Origin of the sequence: Coleofasciculus sp. G1-WW12-02, from assembly GCF_040219735.1 — a bacterium.
Lineage (GTDB): Bacteria > Cyanobacteriota > Cyanobacteriia > Cyanobacteriales > Coleofasciculaceae > Coleofasciculus.
In genome coordinates this window covers 62,817-88,919 of the sequence record NZ_JAVJRX010000191.1, presented here as the reverse complement: position 1 = coordinate 88,919, position 26,103 = coordinate 62,817, and the positions used below count along the sequence as shown (strand labels likewise).

Sequence of the window (26,103 nt, the reverse complement as noted above, 5' to 3'; positions counted from 1 at the left end):
CCAGCAATTAAATTTTTCTAATCCTAGCTCGATTAAACTAAAAAATAATGTTCGTAGTTGCACGAATTGTGCTATAAGCGAAGATAGGGCAACTACAAAAAATCATAATTCATAAGCCTATCGTAGGTGATAGTTACTAATAACTAAGCAAAAAAACCCGCCCTTATTCATAAGTCATAATTCAAAACTCAGATGACACTACCCACATGGATTACATTTTCTCGATTACTTGGGTTGCCCTTTATTCTATACGGACTGCATGATCCCACAGATCAGACACGCTGGATTTGTTTGGCAATCTTTCTGATTGCTGCAAGTACCGACTGGTTAGATGGCTATCTGGCGCGGAAGCTGGATCAAGTTACGGATTTAGGAAAATTTCTTGATCCGTTAGTTGATAAATTATTAATCTTAGCCCCCCTTTTAGCCTTGATCGAATTGGGTCAAGTTCCCGCCTGGGGCGTGTTTGTGATTTTATTAAGGGAATTAGCGATCGCGGGTTGGCGAGTTAACCCCAATTTGACCCAGGAAATTAGTGGCGCAAATATTTGGGGCAAACTCAAAACCGTAAGTCAAATTACGGCAGTTGCCCTGTTAATTGCACCACTTCCGCCGGTGTGGGAAATGCCATCCCTTGTCCTATTTTGGCTATCCGTTGTCCTCACCCTAATTTCTGGCGGAATTTACATCTTGCCTCAACTCGCGGCTAGTAGTTGGTCATCTAAAGAGAAATCTACCTCAGCTTCGTGACGCTGGGATGCTAAGTAATCGTTTTGGAACGAATCCTTAAGCCCTGATATCAAGTCATATTCCGGTTCCCAGTTGAGTTGAGTCTTGGCTTTATGGACATCCGCAAAAAAGTGTTGTGTCCGCAGGGGGAACCCTTTGCGCTTGCCAAAATCAAATTTTTTGGGATTGTAATGTAAGAGATCGAAATCGTCGGGGGATTTGCCCGCTGCGACAATACAGGCGTTTGCCAAGCCGTCAAAGGTTACATAGCGATCGCCGGATACATTGTAAATTTGTCCAATGGCTTGCTGGTTTCCTAGTACCAGAGACATGGCACGGGCTAAGTCTTTACAATGTCCTAGTTGTGTGATAAACAGACCACTATTAGGGATAAGGATGGGGCGATCGCGAACGATACGGTCAAAAAACCAGGCTTCTAAGTCGTTGTAGTTTTGAGGTCCATAGATATAAGTTGGGCGAATCGCGGTAAAGGGAATCCCTTGGGCTTCTAGGTAAGCTTCCGTCTCATGTTTACCTTTGTGACGGCTTTTGGGATCAACGGGATCACCTTCCAGATGGGGCATTTGGTCAGATTGTAAATAGACCCCTGCTGAACTCATATAGACAAAATGCTGTACTTTGTCTTTAAATATCTCGACTAGGGGTTGAGTATCACTTAGTTCCCGCCCGTTATTATCAAAGATGGCATCAAATGCTTGTCCAGACAGCTTTTCCTTGAGTTGGGTAGCGTCTTTGCGATCTCCGTGAATCTGTTCTACCCCTTCGACAGGGGCGGGTTTATTACCCCGGTTGAACAGCACCACCTCATGTCCTTGTTCAACCAAGATTTTGCTTAAGTAGACTCCGATGAAGCGAGTACCACCCATGATTAAAATTCGCATGATTATCCTTTCTGTCTAATCCCCTATGGAAATTTTACAAGTATTTGTCGTTTGTTATTCGTCGTTTGTCATTCCTCTTATGTCATTCGTCTTATGTCCTTAGTTACGGGTTTTTCATCCTTTATCCGGAGTTCCTCAACCCAAAAGTCCTGATCCAAACCACCATCAGAGAATTAGTGATCTGATCGTCCCCGTTGAAGATCGACCCCGTTGAAGATCGATCGCATTGTCTACAGTACTGCATTGCCATTGTTCAAGACTACTCTATCGATTTTACCGACTATCTGCGATCGATTTGCCATGGCTATGAACAGTGGTAGAATCTCGACCAACTGATGCACAAGATACTTCAGCAACAGGAGGCACAGGACAACCTGCGATCGCACGCCAGATATACTTGATGTAATATCTACGATTCAAGAACTACCAATGATATCATGTCCTGACGATTGCCCATAGTCCGGTTAACTCCATACTGGGAATCACTGCATCTTTGTCGAAGTCAAAGCACATTTTTGCCTTTTGTCCAATGACAGACAAATTTCTGATTACCTGAATTTCAAACAATACTCTTAATGCATTTGACGACAAAAAACTATTTTAATACAGAAATTTATACAGATTTTGCTTAAGCAAAAACTACGGTTCGATTCCCGTAAACTAACACCTGATGGCGTAAATGTAGGCGTAATGCCCTAGCTAATACCACCAGATCAATATTATAGTGACGTAGTAATTCAAGCTGTTTTGCTTCTTGTTCAGCTTTATTGTCTTGAGTAATCGGAATGTGATGAAAGTCAGCGCCAAATTCTTCGCTAACCCCTTGCAAATCGGGGTGATTGCTAATAATTAAAGGAATAGAAGCCGCAAACTCCTGAGCTTTTTGCCGCCAAAGTAAATCGAACAGACAGTGATCTTGCCGACTTACCCAAATCGAAATTCGAGGCACGCTATCCGAGAAATAAAGCTGCCACTTTGCTTGTAACGGTTGGGCGATTGCCGCAAACGCTGGGTCAATCAACTCCCGTGGTAAGTTAAAATTGTCTAACTGCCATTCGATACGAGTGAGAAACAGCCCTGTGGCAAAGTCAGTATGCTGATCCGCATGAATGATATTGCCGCCGTTAGCATAAATAAAATTGGCAAATTTTGCAACTAATCCCGGTTGATCAGGACAGGAGATTAGTAGTGTAGCCGTTTGGGGTTGATGCTCTCCCTTAGTCATTTTTCTTCCCTTTAGCTGAAATCAATCGCTGAGAAGGCAGTGATTCTATCAATTTGTTCAGTAAATATTGTATATGCTGAGCAAGAAAACCCTTATCTACGCTTTGCTTAATGAACCCAAAACCGATGACACCGCCAATCATTGGAATTACCACCTTTAACTACAAGCCAACCGGAAACTTTTATTCACCGGCGGGTTATACTCAGGCAGTCCAGTCTGCTGGAGGGATACCCGTTCTGCTTCCGCCTGTTCAATCTGATCTCGACGTCTTGCTGAACCGGATTGATGGGTTAATTTTTACAGGTGGGGGTGATGTAGACCCAGAGTTGTATAACGGTTCCCCTCATCCTACAATTTATGGTATTGATCCGGAACGCGATCGCGCTGAACTAGGGCTAGCAAAATTGGCATTGGCGAAACAAAAGCCTATTTTGGGGATTTGTCGCGGCTTAGAAGTGCTGATGGTGGCTAGTGGTGGTGATTTAGTCCCCCATCTGCCAGAGGAATTTGGGGAAGATATACTCCATCGAGAGGACATGCTGAAACCAAGTCAGCATACGGTGCAGATTTATCCCGATAGCCGACTATCTCGAATCATGGGAGAGGAAGAACTTACTGTTGTCTCTTGGCACCATCAAGGCGTGCGTACCATACCTCCCGGTTGGCAGATTGTCGCCAAAGCCACAGATGGCTTAATTGAAGCATTAGAACATGAACAGCATCCCTTTGCGATCGCGCTGCAATGGCATCCGGAACTTTCCCCTTCCGACTCCAGACACCTTTCGATTTTCCAGGCGTTGATTCAAGCCGCAAGTCAAAATGAATTGAACCCTAATGGCTTTCATTTGCAGACGACTGGCTGGGGGTGTGGATAGGGTGCAATACTGCTCGGATAAGCCTGTCTTCTCTCCCCCTGCTCCCCCTGCTTCCCCTGCTTCCCCATCTCCTTGTCCCCCTAACGCGGTAGATTCAATGTCAGAGTCTATAATTCATTGGGTGAGGAAAAAAACATGAAGCGCCGCCATTTTCTCAAATACACCAGTCTGGCAAGTACAGGGTTAGCCTTTGCCGCTTGTAACTCGGTGAATCTGTCTACCTCCGGAAGGAATAACTCTTCTAAGTCTTCATCCGCCTCAACGGTTGACTTTGGCAAACTCGAAAAAACTTACCTAAACCTAGGGATTATTCCCATTACCGAAAGTGCGCCCCTGGTTATCGCCCAAGAATTAGGCTTTTTTGCTCGCTATGGGCTTAACGTTAGCCTGAGTAAGCAAGAGAATTGGAATCAAATTCAGGATGGTTTACTCGACTACCAGTTAGATGCAGCTCAAGCCTTATATGGAATGCCAATGATGGCACAATTAGGAGCAGAAGCCGCCCCCATGGTTGCCCTGATGGTACTCAATCTCCATGGCAGCAGCATTACCTTATCTCCCAAAGCCTGGGATGCTGGAATTCGACCGGCGATTGAATATTTCACCTTTCAGGAGTTTGCCGATTCCTATCGCCAATACGTTCGCAAATTCGAGGAACCGCCTATCTTTGCTACCGAGTCGAATGCTTCGATGGATTATTACATTAGCCGCTATTGGTTAGCCGCGATGGGAATTAATCCCGAAAGCGAGGTTGAATTTATCGAGATTCCCCCCTCACAAATGATCTATAAAATTCAAGCGGGGGTGATGGATGCTTACAGTAGTAGTGAACCGTGGAACCAACAGACGGTTTTGCAGGGAAATGGATTTACCGCAAATGTCTCTCAGAATATTTGGACGGGACATCCGGGAAATGTGCTAGCCACGATGCAAGCCTGGGTAGACGAACATCCCGCAACCGCTAGGGCTTTAGTGGCGGCGATTCTAGAAGCCTGTGAGTTTTGTGAGCAAGCCAAAAATCGCCGCGAAGTTGCCCAAATTCTTGCCCAAAGTAGGTATCTGAACACGGATCAGGAATATATAGAACCTGCTTTATTGGGTAACTATGATTATGGTGGCTTTGATAACCAAGAACGCCTGGAAACTATTCCTAATTTTTATCAGTTTTATGGTGACAATAGCGATGATCCAGAGAAGCCGAATCCGGTTAACTATCCCTGGCGCTCTCATGGGATTTGGTTACTCACTCAGATGATTCGTTGGGGTCAAATTGAACAACAAGATTATCCCAAGAATGCCGATGAAATCCTAGAGGAAATTTATCCGTTAGAAATTTATACAGATGTGGCGAAGGCATTAAAGATTGAGCTACCCAGTGATCCGATGAAAATGGAACCCGCCACCGTTTTTATTGATCAACGCCAATTTGATCCGAGTGATCCGATTGCTTATCTGAATAATTTTGAGATTCAGGCATAAGTGGGCAAGATATTTACGGGGTGATCGGTACTGGAGTAGCTGACTTTTTACGAAAAGTAGAGAAACCTGCGTCGGGGCGGGTTTAGTCACATCCCTTGTGCCAACGAAAAGTAGAGACGTTGCCTGCAACGTCTGGAACAACTCACGTTGCACCACATACCGTGAAAGTAAGCTTTGGTAGAGATGTTCCCTCCCACAAACCACTACACAGAAACAAGTGCTGCCTTGTCCATTTATTAAGAGGTTAATTCTGATTTAAAAAAACTAATGGATTGTAGCTTAGTAGTAAGCGGATATTGTGTTAATCTTATTACGGTGTGGGTGGTAAGGCACAAAGTCCCCCACCTGTCGGTAAAATCTTGATCAGGAGTAATCGGATTATGTCTACCCGAAAAGAAGGTATTCATTGGCTTTTCAATAAAAAATGTGGTTTCAACGATATTCCGGGACTTCCTGCCTTCGATAGCTATATGAAAGCGTTATTGATTTGTGCGAATGGCGATAATGAGTTAACCCAGGTGGAAAGAGATTGGGTTGTTGGTCAAGCATCAGCCTTTGGCGCTCCTGATCAAGTGGTTGAGGAACTCAAAACTTACAAGGCTGATGAAGACATTGATTCGGTTATTTCTCGAGACACCGCAGCAAATGCTTGTCGTCGCTATCTTGTCTATGACGCGATCGAGACTTGCTCTGCGGATGGTGAATACAGTAGCGGAGAGCGAGAAACCGTTACCAAAATGGCAGCTCAACTTGGTATTGATGCAGAAATAGTGAAGCAGATTGAAGAGATTTATACTCAAGAGGCTCTGCTCAGGGAAAAGCGATTAGCGCTGCTATTCCCGACAGGTACTCCCCTCTAGATAGTACTCTCCTTGAGCCGCATCTTTCTTAAACTACCTGAAAGCCTTATTAAACAAGGATTTAAAACTTAATATGTTCCAGGCTAACTTGACAATTGATTAATTGGGTCTAAGACCTCTTCGTTTACGAAGAAATTAATCTAACTCCTCTTCGCCAATATCAGCTAAAGGTAGGGGTTCATTCCCTGGTGTTCGCAACGATTCCACTAACTGTTGTATCTCTGCAGGTGGTGCGGGGGTAAGGCGAGAAACAATCCAAGTCACGATAAAATTCAGTACCATTCCCACTGTGCCAATACCTTCAGCGGAAACGCCAAAAAACCAGGTTGGCATCTGGTAAAATTTTACGCCAATAATATAGATAGTCGTGAAAACTAACCCGACAATCATACCTGCGATCGCGCCTTCTCGGTTAGTCCGCTGATCAAATATGCCTAAGATAATCACTGGGAAGAAACTAGCGGCGGCTAACCCAAAGGCAAAGGCGACTACTTGAGCCACAAAACCGGGGGGATTAGTACCAAAATACCCGGCAATGACAATAGCGAATCCCACCATAAATCGACCCACTAATAACCGTTGGGCTTCTGATGCGTCTGGGTTGATAATGCGGTAATAGACATCATGTGCCACGGAACTGGAAATCACTAGTAATAACCCTGATGCCGTTGATAAAGCGGCGGCTAATCCACCGGCTGCCACTAAAGCAATCACCCAGGGTGCAAGTTGGGCGACTTCGGGGGTAGAGAGGACAATAATATCTGGGTCAATGGTAATTTCGTTTGTCTCGGTATCGGGAGTTAATTGAATTTTTCCATCCCCATTCTTATCATTAAACGCCAATAATCCGGTGTTTTCCCATTTGGTTGCCCAATCCAGTTGACGCACCTCTTCAATCGTATTATTATGTAAAGTCTGAATCAAGTTATATCGGGCAAATCCGGCAATAGCGGGCGCGGTGGTATAGAGAATCGCAATAAACAGTAATGCCCAACCTGCGGAATATCGAGCCGCACGCACATTAGGAACCGTATAGAATCGGACAATAACATGAGGTAATCCGGCGGTTCCCACCATCAGGGCGATGGTAATAAATAGGACATCCAACATGGATTTATTGGTAAAGGGTTGGGTATATTCCGCAAACCCTAAATCCACTTGAATTCCATTCAGGCGTTCCATAATATCACTGAACGTAAATCCTAATTGAGGAATTGGATTATTTGTCAGCAACACAGATATCGCGATCGCGGGAATTAGATAGGCGATAATTAAGACACAGTATTGTGCTACTTGTGTCCAAGTAATCCCCTTCATTCCCCCCAAGATGGCGAAAAAGGCGACAATTACCATCCCAATAATCACGCCTGTATTAATATCCACCTGTAAGAAACGACTGAAGACAATTCCCACTCCCCGCATTTGTCCCGCCACATAGGTGAGAGAGATGAAAATTGCCGCCACCACCGCCACCAAACGTGCTGTACGGGAATAGTAGCGATCGCCAACAAAATCGGGTACAGTATATTTACCAAACTTCCGTAAATAGGGTGCTAGCAGTAGGGCGAGCAAGACATATCCCCCCGTCCATCCCATCAGATAGATAGAACCGTCATACCCCAGAAACGAAATCAACCCCGCCATGGAAATAAACGACGCCGCTGACATCCAATCGGCGGCTGTAGCTGCACCGTTGGCGATAGAGGGGACACCCTGAGAGGCGACAAAAAAACCTTTAGTATCTTTTACCCGCGAATGCCAACCAATATAGACATAGACAATAAAAGAAAGTATTACCAATACGGTTGTCCAAGCTTCAACTGACATAATTACTCCTCGTTATCATTTCTGGGTTTATGATGGCGGTATTTCTGTTCTAATTTATCCATTTGAATGGCGTAGATAAAAATTAACATCACAAAGACATAAATTGAGCCTTGTTGCGCCATCCAGAATCCCAAAGGAACGCCACCCAGATTAATCTGGTTCAAGGGTTGCACCAGCAGAATACTCAGGACAATCGAAACCAATGCCCAGACAATCAGCAGATTACGAATCAGGGCTTTATTCGCTCGCCAGTATTCTCTATTTCGGTTATTCGTCATTATTTTTTGGATTCCCTCATCCAAGGGGCACGGGTACTATAGCACTACGAGGATACCTAGTGCAGCGCCCTTGGAAATACTTGAGCAACTTCGTAGATACGATTAAGCTGGGGGAGCTGAGGAAGCTGGGGGAGATATTAGCCGTTCAGTTATTTCTGCCTTCTTGCACTAGAGCGCCGGTAAGCGTAATCACGGTTGGGGTAAAACATGAGAAAATGGCTTGACAAAAGAGTTGTGAGTGGTCTGTACGTGCAACTGTTTTGAGACCATAATAGGGGTAAGTGCCTTCAAGTGCCGTTTGAGGTACTGTTGTCAATGTCGAAAACCTCTGAGGTTTGAACTTTACCGCTATGGAAATCCAACGGGTTATCTTAAATAATATTGGGCTATTTGAAAACCTGGAAATTCCCTTAGCACCCACTGAGCAAAATCCCAGCAATATCACCGTCTTTGTTGGTAATAACGGCGCTGGTAAAACCTCTGTGTTGAAAGCCTTAGCAACCTCCCTGAGTTGGTTTACTGCTCGTTTGCGTACAGAAAAAGGTAGTGGTAACCCTATCCCCGAAGATGTCATACTCAACACCGCCAACGCCGCCAGTATTGAAATAGACATTTGTGATTCTTCTGGGGCATCAGACAATCCTGATCAAAGCGAGTTCGAGCATCACTTCAAGTGGACTTTAGCAAAAAGCAGAAAAGGACGTAAAGCCCAGTACACTAGCCATCTCAACGAATGCACCCGCTTAGCCAATCGTTATCGTGGTGCCCTTACCCGTGATGACAAAACTAGCCTTCCCATCATTGCGTTTTATCCCGTCGAGCGCGTCGTACTTGATATTCCCCTAAAAATTAGGAATAAGCATACTTTCTTGCAACTTGATGGTTACGATAACTCCCTAAGTCAGGGCGTTGACTTTCGCCGCTTTTTTGAGTGGTTTCGGGAACGGGAAGATACTGAAAATGAATCAGGAATTTCTGAAGATTTGCTGAACGAACTGAAACCATTATTTAAAACTAATCAAGATGCATGGCAACGGTTAAACGAATTCAATGCCTCAGCCAAAGATCGGCAATTAACCGCAGTTCGCACCGCCATTCGCCGATTTATGCCCCAGATGGACAACCTGAGAGTCCATCGTAAACCCCGTCTCTACATGGCGATTGATAAAAATGGTGAAACTCTGAATGTAGCCCAACTTTCACAAGGCGAAAAATCGCTCATGGCTCTGGTTGGTGATATTGCTCGCCGTTTAGCCATGCTGAACCCTGCTCTGGAGAATCCTCTAGCAGGAGATGGTATCGTCTTGATTGATGAAGTCGATTTGCACCTGCATCCCTCTTGGCAACGCAGCCTGTGCGATCGCCTAATGGAAACTTTCCCAAATTGTCAGTTTGTGCTAACTACCCATTCACCTCTGGTGATCAGCGACTGTAAAAATGTTTTGGTTTACACCTTAACCAATGGTGAATTGCGACAATTGCCTTCTCAGTATGGGCAAGATGCTAATACTGTCTTATTAGATGTCATGGATACCAGCATCCGTAATGAGAAAATTAATACTGAACTGAACGATCTGCTGGATGCTATACAAGATTCAAAGCTAACCGAGGCTCAACAACTACTTGCAAAATTAACTGAGGAACTACCCGCCAATCATCTGGAATTGATCAAAGCAAAATTACTGCTCCGTAAACAAGAATTGCGTCATGCGAACCATTAGTAAAGGGACTGAACCCTCCAATTTGACAGATTGGAAACGAGCAAACCCTCACGGACGCTACAAACAGTTAACTGAAGATATTCGCCGCACTATTCGGCAATATGCTCTAGCAGAACAATTCTACCTTTGTGCCTATTGCTGTCAGCGCATCCAAAACATTGATGCTTGCCACAATGAGCATGTAGAAGCTCAAAACCTAAATCCTAGACGCACACTTGACTTTTCAAATATTGTCGCCAGTTGTAATACCTCTAATCAATGTGGTAATTCCCATAAATCACAACTCCTACCCCTAACTCCCCTGATGACAGAATGTGAAACAGAACTTCGCTTTAAAATTAGTGGTCGGGTAGAAGGGTTGAGCGAGCGGGCAATCGACACAATCCGAGCCTTAAACCTGGGAGATCACGAAAAAAATAACCGTGCTTTGATCGAAAAACGCAAGCAATTGTCTAATGCCTTATTATGGACAAATGGTATAGACCCCGATGAAGGCTTAGAGGATGAAGAACTGTTAGAGATGTTAATCGGTGACCTATCACAACCCCAACAGGGTCAGATGGAACCTTTTACTCCAGTGGTGATTAATATCTTGCGAAGTTGGCTTCAACCTTGAAAGCAACTCTTTAAATGGTTATGAATCAGTGCTGAAGCGCAACCAAAAATTGACACATAACCAGGAAGGATGAAACCCGACACTCATCACTGCTTATCCACCTCAATCCTGGTGAGATCGCTCAATCGAGTCATGTTTGGTTTCACCTTACCTACTGATTCACAAGCAAGGACGTGACAGACTCAAGCTAACCGACAACGAGGCGCGATCGCACTCGTTCCAATACAAGGTGTTATCCAGCACAATGGAATGGTGCGAAGCAGCAAAGCGCAGATCGCTTTTCTCGAAGGTGTCAGCGAAGATGTGAAATAAAATGATTGAACTAAGCGGACTCAAAACCATGCAAATTACCATCAACCTCCCTGACAACCTATCCCTCACAGAATCAGACTTACGCCGAGAAGTTGCGATCGCGCTCTTCCAGCAAAACATCCTGCTCATCGAGCAAGCGGCTCAAGTCATTGCGATGGATGTAGACGATTTCTATCAAATCCTCGTCGATCGAGGTATCCTCACCCCCCCAAGCGACCCTGACGATGACCCAAATGAACTCATCTTTGCCCATTTGCGGATCTCCTTACAACAAGCCAAAGAAGGCAACTTGAAGCCCGTCTCTGAACTCTGGGACGGCATTGATGACTGACGCTCCATCCCTTCAAATCTTAGTTACCCCCGATTTTCAAGGACAACTTCGCAAGTTAGCCAAACGGTATCGCAATATCCGGTCTGATCTACAACCGCTGTTCGATGACCTCGAAAGTGGTAACTGTCCTGGCGATCAAATTCCTGGCACGACCTATACCGTTTTCAAAGTCCGCGTCAAAAATAGCGACATTCAAAAAGGCAAAAGTTCAGGCTATCGGGTCATTTACCAATTGCGAGACAACATCTGCATTCTGCTTGTCACGCTCTATTCCAAATCCGATGAAACTACTCTCCCAGCTAGTGAAATTCGTGAAATTATCGATCGCTTCAATGAACCCACCGAACCCCCTGCCCAAGGAGATTGAACCATGCCTCAAACACCTCTCCAACATATTGCTGCCGAAGTCCAACTTTTCAATGGGTGTTCCCAGAGAAGATATTGTGTTGGGTTTACAGCCTCCTTACAAACGGCAGTATACAGAGTATGGTGCGGCTTGAACAATGCCCATGCACCCAATATGCGATCGCTCGATCTTGTAGGTTGGGTTGAAGGATGAAACCCAACACTCATCACTGCTTCTCCACCTCAACCCTGGTGCGAGTTCATCCTCTTAAGGGAGACAAGCTATCATGGGGATCGAATATAGCCTTTTTCAGTGAATCTTACAATGCCCAGGAAAAGACGGAAGAAACAGAAGAAATCTACTCAAGAAAATGTCAGAGCTAAATCCAAAGGTTTCGCTGTTCGTCGTCCAAAAGCAGAATTTACTGGATTTACTTACTATCAAATGTCATTGCCATTCGAGGGCATGACTGAAGACAAAGTGGTTGAGTTGATCAAGAAATTGGGCGAACAATACGATCAACAATTTGCAACCTCCTTTGAAACACTCCAAAAACAAATTCTTAATGTTGATCCTTGTTCTCTATTAGCACTTTTTGCGTATTGCGATTTAACCACCTCTCCTGGTGTAAGTCGTGAGTGGACTGAAGACCACCCAATCCTTCAACATCACATAGAATTCTTACAAGGTTTGCTTCTTCAGCATTCACAAGATGCATTTGATTTAAAACCTGCTTTACCTCAAGAATTTGTTGAATTTCGACAATTGGTTCAGGATGTTACATGGGGATTCCCAATGAGGCGGTTAGCCTTAGCGGACTCATCAACACCTGTAGAGCAACGTCAGCAGATTAGAACTTTAGAAAGTATTAGGATAGATACTCAAGCTGTCCGCAACTGGGGATATCCACAACAAATTAAACGGATTGTTTCAGGTTTATTTTCCAGTTTAGATGATGCAATCGAACAAAAAACTGGCGTTAGAGTTGCTTGCTTGATTGAAATGTTGTTTAAGGTAATTGAAATTATTGAATACAGAATCAATCAGCATCGAAACTTAATTTTGCCTGCACTCCGTGCCAAAAATATTGAAACATCTATCAAAAAGTATCATCAAGCCTTCCCTGAGTTTACTTCATCTCTAGATGATCTTTTGGATTTTGTGAAAGATAAAAGCTTAAACATTGATAACTTAAGAGCAATTATTTTTAGCCATAGTGACCTACGATTAAAGAACATTTACACAATAACAACCGAAACTTTTGTAGATGCTTATCCAAAAACTATCAATTTAGAGGCACTAAAAAATATATTAAATATCTGGACATTATCTTTTGGTGAGTTATCAGATTGGAATCCAGAATATTTATTTCTTGGTAATCCAGTTTGGCAAAAACCTCTGATTAATCTTGAAGATGGAACTTATTTTTGCCCAGTTATAACGCTATTTCTAAACTACCTGATAGATCTTATGGAAGCTGTCATCAAACCCTATCCTGATCTATACAATAAATATAAAGAGCGTAGAGGTAAATTTCTAGAGGAAGAAATTTACCAGCTTTTTCATCAAGCTTTTCCATCAGCTAGGATCTATCGAGGTAGTGAGTGGCTTGATCCAGCAACTAAAAAGAGCTTTGAAAATGATCTTTTAGTTCTACTCGATTCCTATCTGCTGGTTGTAGAGGCTAAATCTGGTCGAGTGACAGAATCCACACGACGTGGAGCCATCGAAAGCCTGAAGAAGATTCTTAAAAAATTGCTAGTAGAGCCGTCAATTCAGTCCAAAAGATTCTCAGACTATTTAAAGAATAATCCCAGCCTACATCAGTTTGAAAATCGACAAGGCGAACTAAATGAAGTTGATAACTCAAAAGTGCGTGAAGTAATTCGTTTAAGTGTCACATTGGAGTCATTGGGAACTCTTTTTTGTCGCTCAACTGACCTAAAAAAAGCAGGATTGATTCCGTATGATGTTGAAATGTCTCCAACTATGTCTCTTGCTAACCTCGAAATCATTTTTGAGATTTTGGAGGGAGGATGTGAGAAACTACACTACTTATTACGCCGAGAAGAATTTGAACGTAATGCTGGTTATGTCGGGGATGAAATTGACTTACTAGCATTCTATCTTGATACAGGATTTAACATTGGAGAAGCTGAAGTTACTCAGAAAGGACTTCATTTACTTGGTATGTCAAATATTTTTGATCCATTCTTTATGAGAGAGTTACCTGAAAGTGAGACTCCGAAACCAAAACGTAAATTAACAAAATGGTGGCAAAGGATTATTCAGCAGATTGAATTACGGCAGTTTGAGCGGTGGACTGAAGTTGGATATGTCCTTCTAAACTTTGCATATAACGAACAGGTCAAGTTTGAAAGAGATTTTCAGAAAATCAAGAAAGTCGTCAATAAATTCTGGCAATTACCCGAACATAACAATATTTGTTTATTGACTAATGAAATTTTTCCGGAGCGAGGAGCAGTAGCAGGTTACGCCTATAAAAATATTGATAGAGAAACAAGAAATCGAGTGATAAAAAATGTTGTAAGAGAAGCTATGAGCATTTCTAAAGTTAGCCGAGTTGTGGTTATTGGAGTGGATGTTGATCGCAATGATTATCCATACAGCGTAGCTAGATATTATTTAAGTAAAGATAATGATATCCATACAACGTAGCTAGATATTATTTAAGTAAAGATAATGATCTTAGTGGATAGAGAAATTCAAATTGCATCTCAGCATCTCCGCGTCCTGTGATTCAGATTATGCCACTTAAATGCACATCAGCTAAATAACAATTTAAGCTTCTGTTCTTTGATGTACAAATACCCTCGCACCCCTCATATCGAAGGTTCACGGTTCCAACCGGGGGATGAAGACTTGGATAGCGTACCTTTCAGCGCGATCGCATCTCAATATGTGGTAGTCGAAGAAAAAGTAGATGGAGCCAATGCTGCCATCAGTTTTAGTTCTGATGGGCAAATTCTGTTGCAAAGCCGGGGACATTATTTAACCGGAGGAGAGCGAGAAAAGCACTTTAACTTGTTCAAACAATGGGCGTACAGTCATACTGGAACATTCTGGGAGGTGCTGGGCGATCGCTATATCCTCTATGGCGAATGGCTCTATGCCAAACACACTGTCTTTTACGACGCCTTACCCCATTATTTCTTTGAATTTGATGTGCTAGATATTGAACAGCAGCAGTTTCTCAGTACCCAACGGCGCAAGGAATTACTCGCTGGATTACCCCTGGTTTCCGTACCCGTCTTGTTTTCCGGTGTATTAAAGTCCTATAAGCAGTTAACGGGATTGCTGGCTCACTCTAATTTCATTGAGTCAGGACATTTAGAACGCTTCCGCCAAGCCTGTGAGGAACAGGGATTGGATGTGGAGCGAAGTCTCAAACAAACTGACCCCAGTCCCCTGATGGAAGGGTTGTATATTAAGGTCGAAGAGGAAACAGTTGTAACTGCTCGTTACAAATACGTTCGTCCTAGCTTTTCAACCACCATCCTGCAATCGGATAGCCATTGGCTCAACCGCCCCATCATACCCAATCTCCTACGTCCCGGCGTCGATTTGTTTCAGTTATAGCGCTACGCGCTAGGGAACAGGCAATAGGCAACAGTAAGCTGTGATTGGGTTTCCGGCTAAAGATGTGTCCTAACCTTAAGACGAATGCCACTGACTGGTATGTTGGTGGGCAATGCCCACCCTACGGTATATCAAAGGTTTCGGTGATTCCCTAATGCAAATTTTCAGTGCTATTGACCTTAAGATGTAGTGTTATATGACTTCTTCTATTTCTCAATCCTTATCCTGGTCATTTCCCTGGTGTCCCACGCCTCCAGACTGGACACTAGATTGGGCATCGCTTCAGGCTGAGTTTGACTGGCTTCAATCCCTTCAGGATTGTCCCCAAGATCCCCGCTACCATGCGGAAGGCGATGTTCTCACCCATACCCGCTTGGTTTGTGAGGCGTTAATTGCATTACCCGCTTGGCGGGAGTTACCATCTATTGAGCGATCGCTTCTATTTGCGGCTGCCTTACTCCATGATGTGGCAAAACCTGCGGCAACTGAAATTGAAGCCGATGGCAGGATCACGTCCAAGGGTCATGTCCGCCAAGGGGCAAAGATGGCGCGGCAAATCCTCTGGTCGCTCAACATGCCGTTTCATCAACGGGAGGCGATTGTCTCGCTGGTGCAGCATGGCAGTCTTCCCCTCTGGTTTTGGGACAAACCCAACCCCCAACGCGCTGTGATTAAAGCCAGTCAAGTGATTCGCTGTGACCTGCTGGCACTGCTGGCAGAAGCGGATATTCGGGGTCGCAAGTGTGACGACCAGCTAGAACTGCTGGAGCGGGTTCAGTTCTTTCGGGAATTTTGTCAAGAGAATAATTGCTTATTTTATCCCCGACCGTTCCCCTCAGATCATAGTCGATTTGTCTATTTCCAAAAAGACGATCGCGATCCCAACTATGCTGCTTTTGATGACACTCGATTCGAGGTTATCTTGATGTCAGGTTTACCGGGTGCTGGCAAAGACTCTTGGATTCAGGATAACCTTCCAGATTGGACAGTAATCTCCCTGGATGAACTGCGACAAGCGATGAAGATCTCTCCGGAAGATGACCAAACTGCTGTAGCGGAGCGAGCAAGAGCGATCGCGAAAGACTACATGAGAGCCGAAAAATCCTTTGTTTGGAATGCGACCAATCTCTCTCGCCAACTGCGTTCGTCGCTAATTAATCTATTTTCTGCGTACCATGCACGGATTCGCATTATCTACCTGGAAGCCTTTTGGGAAGAATTGCTGCGGCGCAATCATTCTCGCGCTGCCAAAGTGCCGGAAGCGGTGATGCAGCGAATGCGCGATCGCTTAGAGGTTCCAGATATTACTGAAGCCCATCGGGTAGATTGGGTTGTAGATAGGGCTTGCTGAATAAGTTAATTTTATTCAGGTAGGGACACGGCAATGCCCATTGGTGTCAACTTAAGCGGAAAACCCAAGCAATACCTTGACTCTACCCCACCCTAACCCTCCCCTTACCAAGGGGAGGGAACATTTCCCCCCTTAGCAAGGGGGGATTAAGGGGGGTTAAGATTAAGGCGACGAAATTCAAAGTCTTAGAGTGAAAGTTTTCACCTTAAGTTGACACTAATGGGCAATGCCGTGCCCCTACGATAGGTGGCGTTTGTGCGTCAGTCTTGACTGTCGAAAACGCCAATTGTATGACCTACATCTTACAACTCAAATCCCCAGCTTTTTGACTAAAGCGGAGATTTTCGCCATAGTCTACAGGGCAATCAATAACCGTCGGCACATCTTGCCTTAAGGCTTCTTCCAGGGTGGGAATAAACTCCGCCACCGAATTCACCCGATAGCCTTTTAACCCCATACTTTCAGCAAACTTGACAAAATCGGGATTGCCAAATTTAATAAATGCTGAGTCGCCAAATTGATTGTTTTGTTTCCACTCAATCAACCCATAGCCACCATCATTAAAAATCAAAGTGACAAAATTGGTACCGACTCGCAGGGCGGTTTCTAGTTCCTGACAATTCATCATAAAACCGCCATCACCGGTCACGGCGACAACATTGCGATCAGGATGGACTAATTTTGCCGCGATCGCACCCGGCATAGCAATCCCCATCGCCGCAAACCCATTGGAGATAATACAAGTGTTGGGGCGATCGCAGTGGTAATGGCGTGCCATCCACATTTTATGGGCACCGACATCGGAAATAACGATATCTTCGGGTCCCATCACCTGACGTAAGTCATAGATGAGTTTTTGCGGCTTAATCGGAAACCCCTCATCATTGGCATACTGTTCATAATCCGCCCGAATATCAGAGCGTAATTCCACCGCATGGGGTATCGCCTTGCCTTCCCGATCCGCCTGTTTCATAATTTCATTGAGCGAATCCGAAATATCCCCAACCACTTCCACCAAAGGAATATAGCTGCTATCAATTTCAGCGTGGCTAGCACCAATGTGAATAATCGGAATCTTGCCGTCTGGATTCCATTTCTTCGGCGAATATTCAATTAAATCGTAACCCACCACAATCACTAAGTCTGTCTGATCAAAAGCGCAGTTAACGTGATCGCGCTGTTGTAATCCGACTGTCCATAGGGCGAGAGGATGGGTATAGGGAATCACACCTTTGCCCATAAAACTATTGATCACCGGAATATTCATCCGGGTGGAAAATTCTGTCAGGGCTTGCGCCGCATTGGCGCGAATTGCCCCATTTCCCACTAAGATTAGGGGATTTTTTGCCTTGGAGATGGCAACGGCTGCTTTGCCGATACTCCGGAATGAGGCATAGGTTTTCTCCCGTTCATCTTTAGCCAAGGGTTCACCTGTAACCGGCATGGCGGCAATATTTTCCGGCAGATCAATGTGAACTGCGCCCGGTTTCTCACTTTGAGCCAGTTTAAATGCCTTCCGCACAATTTCCGAGGTATTACTCGGACGGACAATTTGCGTATTCCACTTGGTTACGGGGGCAAACATTGCCACCAAATCCAAGTATTGGTGGGATTCAATATGCATGCGATCGGTTCCCACCTGTCCCGTAATCGCCACCAGCGGGGCGCCATCTAGGTTGGCGTCAGCTACCCCAGTCATCAAATTGGTTGCCCCTGGTCCTAAAGTAGAAAGGCAGACGCCCGCCTTCCCCGTTAACCGTCCGTACAAGTCCGCCATAAAGGCTGCTCCTTGTTCATGGCGGGTGGTAATGAATTGAATGGAAGAGTGCTTGAGTGCTTCTAGCACATGCAAATTCTCTTCTCCAGGCAATCCAAACACGTATTCGACGCCTTCATTTTCGAGGCATTTGACTAGCATGTCCGCTGTATTCATTTCACCCATCTCAGTTTTCCCTCAAGATTCATTGGTTATCTGATGGTTTGTCCGATGTCCTATTTCGTCGCCATTGATGCCTGCTGAAATTCAAGCAGAACAAGTTAGAGGGGGGCCAAAGCTAGGACTGGCTGTTAGCTATCCCCGGTAAAGATTCAAGGCTAAGGATTAAAATCCTATTGTTAAAATTCTGTTTTTTTAACAATAGCTTCTACTACAGTCTTCCGTCCATAGTTATTAACTATTTCACCCAAACGGTTTTGATGTTGACAAATTCGTGAATTCCTTGTATTCCTAATTCCCGTCCATAGCCGGAACGCTTAATCCCGCCAAAGGGTAAGCGGGGGTCAGATTTAACTAATCCGTTGATAAAGACAGCCCCGGCTTCAATCTCCTCAATGAGTTGTTGGGCTTCGGTTTCATCTGCTGTCCACGCACTCGCCCCTAAGCCAAAGGGAATTGCATTCGCTTTAGCAATTGCCGCGTTAATGTCAGGAATTCTAAACAATAACGCCACCGGACCAAAAAATTCTTCGTTATCGGCGGGGGTTCCTGGGGGGAAATCCGCCAAGATGGTGGGGGCATAAAAATGACCTGGGCGGTCTAAAGGTTTACCACCAATCAGAACCTTGGCTCCCCGGGCTATACAAGTTTGTACCAGTTGGTCTAATTCTTGGAGAATGCTGGGCGTTGCCAAAGGTCCAATATTGGTTGTCTCCTCCATGGGATCGCCCACATTTAGGGCTTTAAATTTTTCAACCAAACGCTTTTCAAACTCATCTGCGATCGCATCGGCTACAATGAAGCGTTTAGCGGCGATACAGGATTGACCATTATTGATCATCCGGGCGGTAACGGCGGTGGAAACGGCGGCGTCTAAGTCGGCGCTTTCGAGGACAATAAATGGATCACTTCCGCCGAGTTCTAGCACGGTTTTCTTCAGGTGTTTCCCAGCGGTGGCGGCTAAAGACGCGCCTGCGGGTTCACTCCCGGTTAAGGTGGCGGCTTTGATCCGAGGATCACTGACAATAGCTTCGACTTGATTGGCGCCAATTAATAAGGTTTGGAATGCCCCTTCCGGAAAACCCGCTTCCTTTATAATGTCCTCAATCGCCAAGGCGCATTGTGGCACATTCGAGGCATGTTTCAAGACACCGACATTCCCCGCCATTAACGCGGGGGCGGCAAAACGAAAGACTTGCCAGAAGGGAAAATTCCACGGCATTACCGCTAGAATGATACCTAAGGGCTGATAGCGGACAAAACTCTGGCTGGCATCCGTGGTAATATGCTCATCTGCCAAAAACTTCGCCGCGTTTTCGGCGTAGTAACGGCAAACCAAGGCACATTTTTCCACCTCTGCGATCGCGCTTTTGATGGTTTTGCCCATTTCTAAGGTCATCAGTTTACCGAACTTGACCTTATCCCGTTCCAGAATCTCCGCCGCCGCATTCAGCCATTTAGCCCGTTGCGCCATTGGCGTTTTCCGGTAAGACTCAAACACCTGTTGTGCCAGGGTGAGCTTGGCTTCTATCGACTCATGACTTAGTGGCTCAAAGGTTTTGAGCGTTTCTCCCGTTGCTGGGTTAATTGTGGCGATCCCCATAGCCTTCCTCTTCGACTCCATTACTTGAGATGGAGTTAGCTTTTTCACTCTCAAGTCTACTGCGATGCTGTCTGGTAAAAGACAATACCTTTACATTGCTTTACATTTTAGCAGATGGAGACGGTTGACAGGGGTTTTTCGTCAAAGAATTTTGATTGACGTCCGGTGATCAAGGCGTCTCCTCTGCCCAACGGAATGCCCAACTCCCCACTGTCTCTTCGTTTGAGCCCACAGATTCAGTGCATGCGATCGCGCCGATGGTGCTGGAAATAACGGGTGCAGTCAAGTGGGTCCGTTGGGGGTTGAGGTACTTAGGGCTTAAGGTAGGTGACTCAATAAAATATGACAAATGACGACTACGCAGAATTTTCTAACGCTTCAATGGGCAAACGTTCGGGAAATACCTCAGGAGAAAACATTTCCCATAACACTTGAAGATAGGGTAAAATGATTTGGATTTGCTGCCGAGAAAGACGTTTGCTAAATTCTAGCCCTAACAGATGAATCATGTGCCGGACTAATTCCCAACCCACATTTAAAGATGGATAGAGCATGACACACAAGGGAAATAATTCTTCTTGGATGGGCGCAATACTCTTTTCCAAAACACAAAGCCACAAGTAAACTTGGAATAGTTCCACATCCCGAATACTGGCAGATTTCACGCTAGGGTTTGCCAATCTACCACTATAACAATGATAATTCGGATGTAAATCGATAATTCGGGTGGCAATTTGCTGAGAAATCAACGCTTGATCGGGTAAAATCTGCCGTAGCAAAACCAACGCTAATGATTGATGTTCATAGTTCGCGGCGGCTTTGTAGAGACGTTGTAATGGCATATACAGACAATCATCAATCACCTGAAAATAAACACTCACCGTAGCTTGCTCCTGAGGTGACAGTGATTTCAAGAGAAACTGACCACTATAGTGAAACTGTAGACTAACAAACGCAATCACCCTGGGGTCAATTGCTGTGTAATTGTGTCGCAGGCGACCTAACTCTGATGATAAAAATAAACATAAACGTTCGGGGGTGACTTGATCTGCATAAGCGAGCAATACTTTCTCATAGATCAAGTAAGTATCTTTAGTAATTTGCCAAGGGTCAATTAAGCGATAGTTAATGCCTTGTCGTTTGATTTCTTGGCAGAGTAAATCTTCGGTTTTTATCCAAGATTGAATCATTACCGTTCGCAAGGAATCAAGTAACCGCTGAGCTGTAATGGCTCGTAATCCTGGTGAATTCGACTGCCACGTTTTTTCGGTAATACTATGTTTTTGGACATATTTTTTTGCCCATAGTTTGGATAGATTTTGTATGGTAGCCACCTTCGCCGTCTGTGACGGTTGAAAATTGCCTAGCTTATCCTTGGTACTCATGACACACCCCTTGTCTAGAACGTCGATGTAGTCTGCAAAATTGCGGTAGCCGTAAAGTTAAAAGTTCGTCGGGACTTTCCCAAACCCCCAACCCCTGGGAAGAGTTTGTGCTTGATAACTTGTCAACAAAACCCGCCCTTATTCAAATGTAAAAAAAATGTTTATTTGGTATTTAATGTTACACTTTATTAAGTGGGTCTGATTACTGAGTTGGTTTTCTAGCACATTTGCTCGCCAATAGCTGCTTATTCTTTACCACCCAACCCTTTGCATCTACTCACCAGTCAAAGGATAGTCTTTTTTGAAAAAATTCTCAATAGTCAATTATTGAATGTGGTATCGCATTCATAAAAATTAAAGAAAGGAAACAGGGGTGCGGGGGATATGGGGATGTTCTGTGGTTAATTCAAAACTCACGCACCCTGTCCTATGGGCGAAGTGAAGGGTCGCGCACCATGTCTTCGAGCCCAGCGAAGGGTCAAAACTTCCCCAATTCCGAATCAACTATTCCCCGCAATCCAATCCTGTAAAATTGGATTAACCACATCAGGGGCTTCATCTTGAGGACAATGCCCTAAACCGTCTAAGGGGACAAATTTTTCCACGGCTGGAAAATTGACCCATTCTTTTGCCTCAGCAATGGGTTCCCAGGGATCATCCGTTCCCCACAAAATCAGTGTGGGACAAGATAACCGAGGTAATAAGTCTTCGGGTAGAGGTCCAAAGGAATAGCGGGTAAAGGCAATAAACACATCAGCCGCACCTACATCAGCCGCCGGTGTCATCAGCAAGTCCACTAATTCATCGGTCACCGCCTCGGATTGGCGATAAGCTTGCAATAAAATTTTACGCACAACCTGTGGCTTAGCCAGTTGACGGAAAAAGAGTTGTCCCACCCACTTAATCCCCAGTAACCGTTGTACCATCGGTGCGCCGATGCGACGATGCCAGGGTAATGTAACTCGTTTGCGATCATGGAGCATCCGCAAGGAACAGTTGATCAGGGTAAGCCCTAATACCATATCTGGACAATCCACAGCCGCTTGCATTGCTACAATACAGCCAATTGAATTCCCAACCAAAAATGCTGGAGTCTCCACGACTTCCCGACAAAAATCTAGGACTTGTTGTCCCCAGGTTTCAAAGGTATACTCCACCTCAAGTCCTGGCGTAGGTTTGGCAGAGGCACCAAAGCCAATTAAGTCAATGGCATAACACCGACAGGATGCGGCTAATACCGGTAAATTCTTACGCCAGTGTCCGCAAGAGGCGCCAAAGCCATGCACCATCACAACCGCAGGTCCAGAATTGCCTTGGACTTGATAGGCAATGGGAAAACCTCGCCATGTCCAGATGTGAGTTTCTGGTTTAGGGGGTTTGGGCAGGGTTGAGGAGGGAAAGGTCATGACGATTCGCCAGAGTACAGGTTTACTATTTACATTTTGTAATACAATAACCCTTTTGAGATTAGGGCGCAAAAAACGATAATAGCCAAACCCGCTCGACAAGAGGCGCCATAGCCCGTCTCTACACTCAGAACTATTCTTGTGTCAAAATTAACATTAAGAAATTTTTTGGTGCGTCCCCTATGCTGGTGCAAACGTCTGCTGCGGTTATTCCGTTTCTGGGATCGGAAATTCAGGCATCCTACAAAGCGTCAAACGTGGTTATTTTGCCGATTCCCTACGAGGCAACCACAACCTATCGTAAAGGCACAGAAAATGGACCCGATGCTCTTTTAGAGGCATCAATCCAGCTAGAATACTACGATGATGAGTTGGAACGGGAGATTTGTAAAGACGCCAAGATTTATACACATTCCGCGATCGCAGATACCCGAGGCGGGCAACAGATTTGTGCCCAAAAAATGCTTCGGGATACTCGCGAAACCGTATCTGGGCTTATCGATGATGGTAAATTTGTGATTGCGATTGGCGGTGAACATAGCATAACCACAGGAATCGTAGACGCCTACTGCCAAAGGAGTAACGAACCCTTTACCGTGGTGCAAATAGACGCCCACGGAGATTTACGCCACGAATACGAAGGCTCAATTTATAACCACGCCTGTGTGATGCGCCGGATTGTGGATATGGGATTACCCACATTACCCGTCGCCATTCGGAGTCTGTGTCAAGAAGAAGCCGATTTAATTAAAGAAAAATCCATCCCTGTGATTTGGGCGCGAAACATTGTCAACAATCCCCATTGGATAGACGACGCGATCGCGACTATCCCAACAGAGCGAGTATTCATTACCATTGATTTAGATGGCATCGATCCGTCGGCGATGCCCGGGGTTGGCACTCCTGAACCGGGTGGGCTGAATTGGTATGCACTCACAAGCTTTTTGCGACGATTGTTTGAAACCCATCAGGTGATCGGTTGCGATGTGATGGAGTTAGCCCCAGTGGTTGATTCAGTTGTCTCCCAATTTAGTGCCGCTAAACTGGTTTACAAACTTATCGGCTATCAAACTCTGACACAAAGGTGGTAGCGATGGCTGGAATTCACTGCCCGATCCAAAATGATCGGCAAACGGGAAGGGGAAAAAGGGAAGAACTAGCATCCAGTAGAACACACACCGTAACACGATATGAGTCTGAAGGAAAAACACGGCACACCCATTGGCAGTTATGCTCCCGATTTTGAGCTTTTAGGCATTGATAAGGATGTTCACCACCTCTCCCGGTATCTGGAAAGGTGGCGAGGAGTGGCGGTAATTTTCTTGAGTAATAACTGTCCCTACTCAGCCGCTCATATAGACAGACTCAAACAACTGCAAACCCGTTTTCATGAGCAGGGATTTACCCTGATTGGCATTAACTCCAATGATGCTGATCAATCTCCCGAAGATAGCTTCACTCAGATGCAGCAGTTTGCCCGTAGTAGAGGGTTGAATTTTCCCTACCTGTGGGACCCAACTCAGGATGTGGCACAAGGATTTGGTGCTTCAAAAACCCCAGAAGCCTTTGTAATTGATGAACAGGGGGTCTTGCGCTACAGTGGTCAAATTGACGATAATACCCAGTATCCCGAAGCGGTTAACAAAGCATACCTCAAGAATGCGATCGCCGCGTTACTGGCTGGGGAAACTATCTCGCCCAAATCAACTCCCACCCAGGGCAGTCCTCTAGTATGGCGCAACTAGTAGGGGGAGCCTCTCATCCTGTGCAGACGTAGCCTGCTACGTCTGGGAGCAGGGGGAATGTAAGCGGATCAGTGGTTAAAAGCACCCGGAACGAGTAATACTGAGCTTGAAGCAGTAATACAGCAAGAATTTGTATTTTAGCAGCACGGGTGTGAATCATGTTATTTGATGATCGACATTCACGCACTCTGTCAGAATTATCGGTAGACTGTTATCGTATGGGCAAGGCAATAGTCAAGAAAGAAAGAGTCGTAGCATGGGGATGAAATACCGACGGGTTTTACTAAAAGTGAGCGGTGAAGCCTTGATGGGCAAACTGAGCTACGGCATAGATCCAGGAGTCGTTCAGGGCATCGCTGCCGAAATCGCCGAAGTGGTGGCAAGTGGCATCCAAATGGCAATTGTCGTCGGTGGTGGCAATATTTTTCGCGGTTTGAAAGCGGCTGCAGGCGGAATGGATCGGGCAACCGGTGATTATATTGGTATGATTGCGACAGTCATGAATGCCATGACCCTGCAAGATGCCTTAGAGCAAATGGGGATACCTACCCGTGTGCAAACCGCGATCGCGATGCAAGAAGTGGCAGAACCCTATATCCGCCGCCGTGCCATTCGTCACCTGGAAAAAGGGCGAGTGGTAATTTTTGGCGCAGGTTCAGGGAATCCTTTTTTTACCACGGATACGACGGCGGCTTTGCGAGCTGCCGAAATTGATGCGGAGGTTATCTTTAAAGCCACCAAAGTTGATGGGATTTATGATTGTGATCCTCAGCTAAATCCCCAAGCTCATCGCTATCACACGCTCTCCTATAGCTATGTCCTCGCTCAGGATCTGCGGGTGATGGATAGTACAGCGATCGCCTTGTGTAAGGAAAATAATATCCCAATTATGGTATTTGATTTGACAGGGCGAGGTAATATCCGCCGCGCTGTTCAAGGAGAATCTGTCGGAACATTTGTGGGAGGTTTTTGTGAAGTTAGCTGACGCTGAAAGCCAAATGAAGAAAGCCGTTGAAGCAACACAACGGAGTTTCAATACCATTCGTACAGGTCGGGCGAATGCGAGTCTGTTGGATCGAGTGATGGTGGAATATTATGGCAGTCCCACCGCTCTGAAGTCTCTGGCAAGCATTAATACGCCAGATGCCACCACGATTACGATTCAACCCTATGACAAGAATACGCTGACTCTGATTGAAAAATCGATTTCCTTATCAGATATCGGCTTAACCCCCAATAATGACGGTCAAGTCGTGCGACTGAATATTCCACCCTTAACCGCCGAACGCCGCCAAGAATTTGTGAAGATGGCGGGTAAGTTAGCCGAGGATGGAAAAGTCTCCATCCGGAATATTCGTCGTGATGCCGTTGACTCGGTTCGTAAACAGGAAAAAAATAGCGAAATTTCTGAAGATGAATCCCGTGATCTGCAAGACCGAATTCAGGAATTGACGGACAAGTACACGGCTAAAATTGATGAATTGTTAGCGGCAAAAGAGGAAGATATTACCACGGTTTAACCTAACTTGCTCCAGTTCCCCACCCGTCTCGTGCGGTGGGGACGGATAGAGAGTTT

General features: G+C 45.2%; 23 protein-coding genes and 2 pseudogenes. 16 read left to right on the top strand and 9 right to left on the bottom strand.

Going from position 1 to position 26,103, the window contains the following annotated elements; all coding sequences use genetic code 11:
* Window positions 1-192: 192 nt before the first annotated feature.
* Entirely contained in the window at window positions 193-750 is a 558-nt protein-coding gene (pgsA, locus tag RID09_RS30080; RefSeq protein ID WP_446339573.1) for a CDP-diacylglycerol--glycerol-3-phosphate 3-phosphatidyltransferase, read from the top strand.
* On the opposite strand, the gene RID09_RS30075 is transcribed toward pgsA, so the two are convergent.
* The 3 genes and pseudogenes from RID09_RS30075 to RID09_RS30065 all read right to left on the bottom strand — a co-directional run.
* Window positions 696-1,631, bottom strand: coding sequence for an NAD-dependent epimerase/dehydratase family protein (locus tag RID09_RS30075; protein WP_446339572.1), 936 nt, complete (start codon window positions 1,629-1,631; stop codon window positions 696-698). The two genes, pgsA and RID09_RS30075, sit on opposite strands and share 55 nt — an antisense overlap.
* A 273-nt stretch (window positions 1,632-1,904) precedes the next feature.
* Window positions 1,905-2,051 carry a hypothetical protein gene (locus RID09_RS30070; protein ID WP_446339571.1) on the bottom strand — a complete coding sequence of 49 codons (147 nt, stop codon included), beginning with the start codon at window positions 2,049-2,051 and terminating at the stop codon, window positions 1,905-1,907.
* Between the two features lie 262 nt (window positions 2,052-2,313).
* A pseudogene (locus tag RID09_RS30065) lies at window positions 2,314-2,856 on the bottom strand (ACT domain-containing protein); the annotation flags it as partial.
* 125 nt (window positions 2,857-2,981) lie between these two features.
* On the opposite strand from RID09_RS30065, the gene RID09_RS30060 reads away from it, so the two are divergent.
* The 3 genes from RID09_RS30060 to RID09_RS30050 all read left to right on the top strand — a co-directional run bounded on the left by RID09_RS30060 (window position 2,982) and on the right by RID09_RS30050 (window position 6,070).
* Window positions 2,982-3,731 (top strand): gamma-glutamyl-gamma-aminobutyrate hydrolase family protein, encoded by a 750-nt coding sequence (locus RID09_RS30060; protein ID WP_446339570.1) that lies wholly within the window; start codon window positions 2,982-2,984, stop codon window positions 3,729-3,731.
* Between the two features lie 135 nt (window positions 3,732-3,866).
* A complete protein-coding gene (locus RID09_RS30055) occupies window positions 3,867-5,210 on the top strand; it encodes a CmpA/NrtA family ABC transporter substrate-binding protein (RefSeq protein WP_446339569.1) in 1,344 nt (447 codons plus the stop codon).
* Window positions 5,211-5,590: 380 nt separating this feature from the next.
* Window positions 5,591-6,070, top strand: a complete 480-nt coding sequence (locus RID09_RS30050; protein ID WP_446339568.1) for a hypothetical protein — start codon at window positions 5,591-5,593, stop codon at window positions 6,068-6,070.
* Between the two features lie 135 nt (window positions 6,071-6,205).
* Here the strand turns inward: RID09_RS30050 and RID09_RS30045 are convergent, their stop codons facing one another.
* The gene (locus tag RID09_RS30045) at window positions 6,206-7,897 is read right to left on the bottom strand and encodes a sodium:solute symporter family protein (protein ID WP_446339567.1); all 1,692 of its coding nucleotides are present in this window, start codon (window positions 7,895-7,897) and stop codon (window positions 6,206-6,208) included.
* Between the two features lie 2 nt (window positions 7,898-7,899).
* On the bottom strand, window positions 7,900-8,175 hold the full coding sequence (locus RID09_RS30040; RefSeq protein ID WP_446339566.1) for a DUF4212 domain-containing protein: 276 nt from the start codon (window positions 8,173-8,175) through the stop codon (window positions 7,900-7,902).
* A gap of 350 nt (window positions 8,176-8,525) precedes the next feature.
* Here RID09_RS30040 and RID09_RS30035 point away from each other — a divergent pair, with 350 nt between their 5' ends.
* The 8 genes and pseudogenes from RID09_RS30035 to RID09_RS30000 all read left to right on the top strand — a co-directional run bounded on the left by RID09_RS30035 (window position 8,526) and on the right by RID09_RS30000 (window position 16,452).
* A complete protein-coding gene (locus tag RID09_RS30035; RefSeq protein ID WP_446339565.1) occupies window positions 8,526-9,896 on the top strand; it encodes an AAA family ATPase in 1,371 nt (456 codons plus the stop codon).
* A complete protein-coding gene (locus RID09_RS30030; protein ID WP_446339564.1) occupies window positions 9,883-10,512 on the top strand; it encodes a TIGR02646 family protein in 630 nt (209 codons plus the stop codon). Before RID09_RS30035 ends, RID09_RS30030 begins: the two co-directional genes overlap by 14 nt.
* A gap of 340 nt (window positions 10,513-10,852) precedes the next feature.
* Window positions 10,853-11,155, top strand: a complete 303-nt coding sequence (locus tag RID09_RS30025; protein WP_446339579.1) for a UPF0175 family protein — start codon at window positions 10,853-10,855, stop codon at window positions 11,153-11,155.
* A complete protein-coding gene (locus RID09_RS30020) occupies window positions 11,148-11,522 on the top strand; it encodes a type II toxin-antitoxin system RelE family toxin (RefSeq protein ID WP_446339563.1) in 375 nt (124 codons plus the stop codon). Before RID09_RS30025 ends, RID09_RS30020 begins: the two co-directional genes overlap by 8 nt.
* A 52-nt stretch (window positions 11,523-11,574) precedes the next feature.
* A pseudogene (locus tag RID09_RS30015) lies at window positions 11,575-11,655 on the top strand (element excision factor XisI family protein); the annotation flags it as partial.
* A 158-nt stretch (window positions 11,656-11,813) separates the two neighbouring features.
* Window positions 11,814-14,180 (top strand): hypothetical protein, encoded by a 2,367-nt coding sequence (locus RID09_RS30010; protein WP_446339562.1) that lies wholly within the window; start codon window positions 11,814-11,816, stop codon window positions 14,178-14,180.
* A gap of 141 nt (window positions 14,181-14,321) precedes the next feature.
* The gene (locus RID09_RS30005) at window positions 14,322-15,101 is read left to right on the top strand and encodes an RNA ligase family protein (RefSeq protein ID WP_446339578.1); all 780 of its coding nucleotides are present in this window, start codon (window positions 14,322-14,324) and stop codon (window positions 15,099-15,101) included.
* A gap of 196 nt (window positions 15,102-15,297) precedes the next feature.
* Window positions 15,298-16,452: an AAA family ATPase gene (locus RID09_RS30000; RefSeq protein WP_446339561.1), complete on the top strand. Its 1,155-nt coding sequence runs from the start codon at window positions 15,298-15,300 to the stop codon at window positions 16,450-16,452.
* Window positions 16,453-16,747: 295 nt separating this feature from the next.
* Here the strand turns inward: RID09_RS30000 and RID09_RS29995 are convergent, their stop codons facing one another.
* The 4 genes from RID09_RS29995 to RID09_RS29980 all read right to left on the bottom strand — a co-directional run bounded on the left by RID09_RS29995 (window position 16,748) and on the right by RID09_RS29980 (window position 22,782).
* The gene (locus RID09_RS29995) at window positions 16,748-18,394 is read right to left on the bottom strand and encodes an acetolactate synthase large subunit (protein ID WP_446339560.1); all 1,647 of its coding nucleotides are present in this window, start codon (window positions 18,392-18,394) and stop codon (window positions 16,748-16,750) included.
* Between the two features lie 232 nt (window positions 18,395-18,626).
* Window positions 18,627-19,991: an NAD-dependent succinate-semialdehyde dehydrogenase gene (locus RID09_RS29990; RefSeq protein WP_446339559.1), complete on the bottom strand. Its 1,365-nt coding sequence runs from the start codon at window positions 19,989-19,991 to the stop codon at window positions 18,627-18,629.
* 356 nt (window positions 19,992-20,347) lie between these two features.
* Window positions 20,348-21,376, bottom strand: a complete 1,029-nt coding sequence (locus RID09_RS29985; RefSeq protein WP_446339558.1) for a hypothetical protein — start codon at window positions 21,374-21,376, stop codon at window positions 20,348-20,350.
* A 500-nt stretch (window positions 21,377-21,876) separates the two neighbouring features.
* The gene (locus RID09_RS29980) at window positions 21,877-22,782 is read right to left on the bottom strand and encodes an alpha/beta fold hydrolase (RefSeq protein WP_446339557.1); all 906 of its coding nucleotides are present in this window, start codon (window positions 22,780-22,782) and stop codon (window positions 21,877-21,879) included.
* Window positions 22,783-22,964: 182 nt separating this feature from the next.
* On the opposite strand from RID09_RS29980, the gene speB reads away from it, so the two are divergent.
* The 4 genes from speB to frr all read left to right on the top strand — a co-directional run bounded on the left by speB (window position 22,965) and on the right by frr (window position 26,047).
* Window positions 22,965-23,873 carry an agmatinase gene (gene speB, locus RID09_RS29975; protein WP_446339556.1) on the top strand — a complete coding sequence of 303 codons (909 nt, stop codon included), beginning with the start codon at window positions 22,965-22,967 and terminating at the stop codon, window positions 23,871-23,873.
* 99 nt (window positions 23,874-23,972) lie between these two features.
* Window positions 23,973-24,527: a thioredoxin family protein gene (locus RID09_RS29970; RefSeq protein WP_446339555.1), complete on the top strand. Its 555-nt coding sequence runs from the start codon at window positions 23,973-23,975 to the stop codon at window positions 24,525-24,527.
* Window positions 24,528-24,783: 256 nt separating this feature from the next.
* The gene (gene pyrH / locus RID09_RS29965; protein ID WP_446339554.1) at window positions 24,784-25,512 is read left to right on the top strand and encodes a UMP kinase; all 729 of its coding nucleotides are present in this window, start codon (window positions 24,784-24,786) and stop codon (window positions 25,510-25,512) included.
* Window positions 25,499-26,047, top strand: coding sequence for a ribosome recycling factor (frr, locus tag RID09_RS29960; protein ID WP_446339553.1), 549 nt, complete (start codon window positions 25,499-25,501; stop codon window positions 26,045-26,047). The genes pyrH and frr overlap by 14 nt, the downstream gene beginning before the upstream one ends.
* Window positions 26,048-26,103 lie beyond the last annotated feature (56 nt).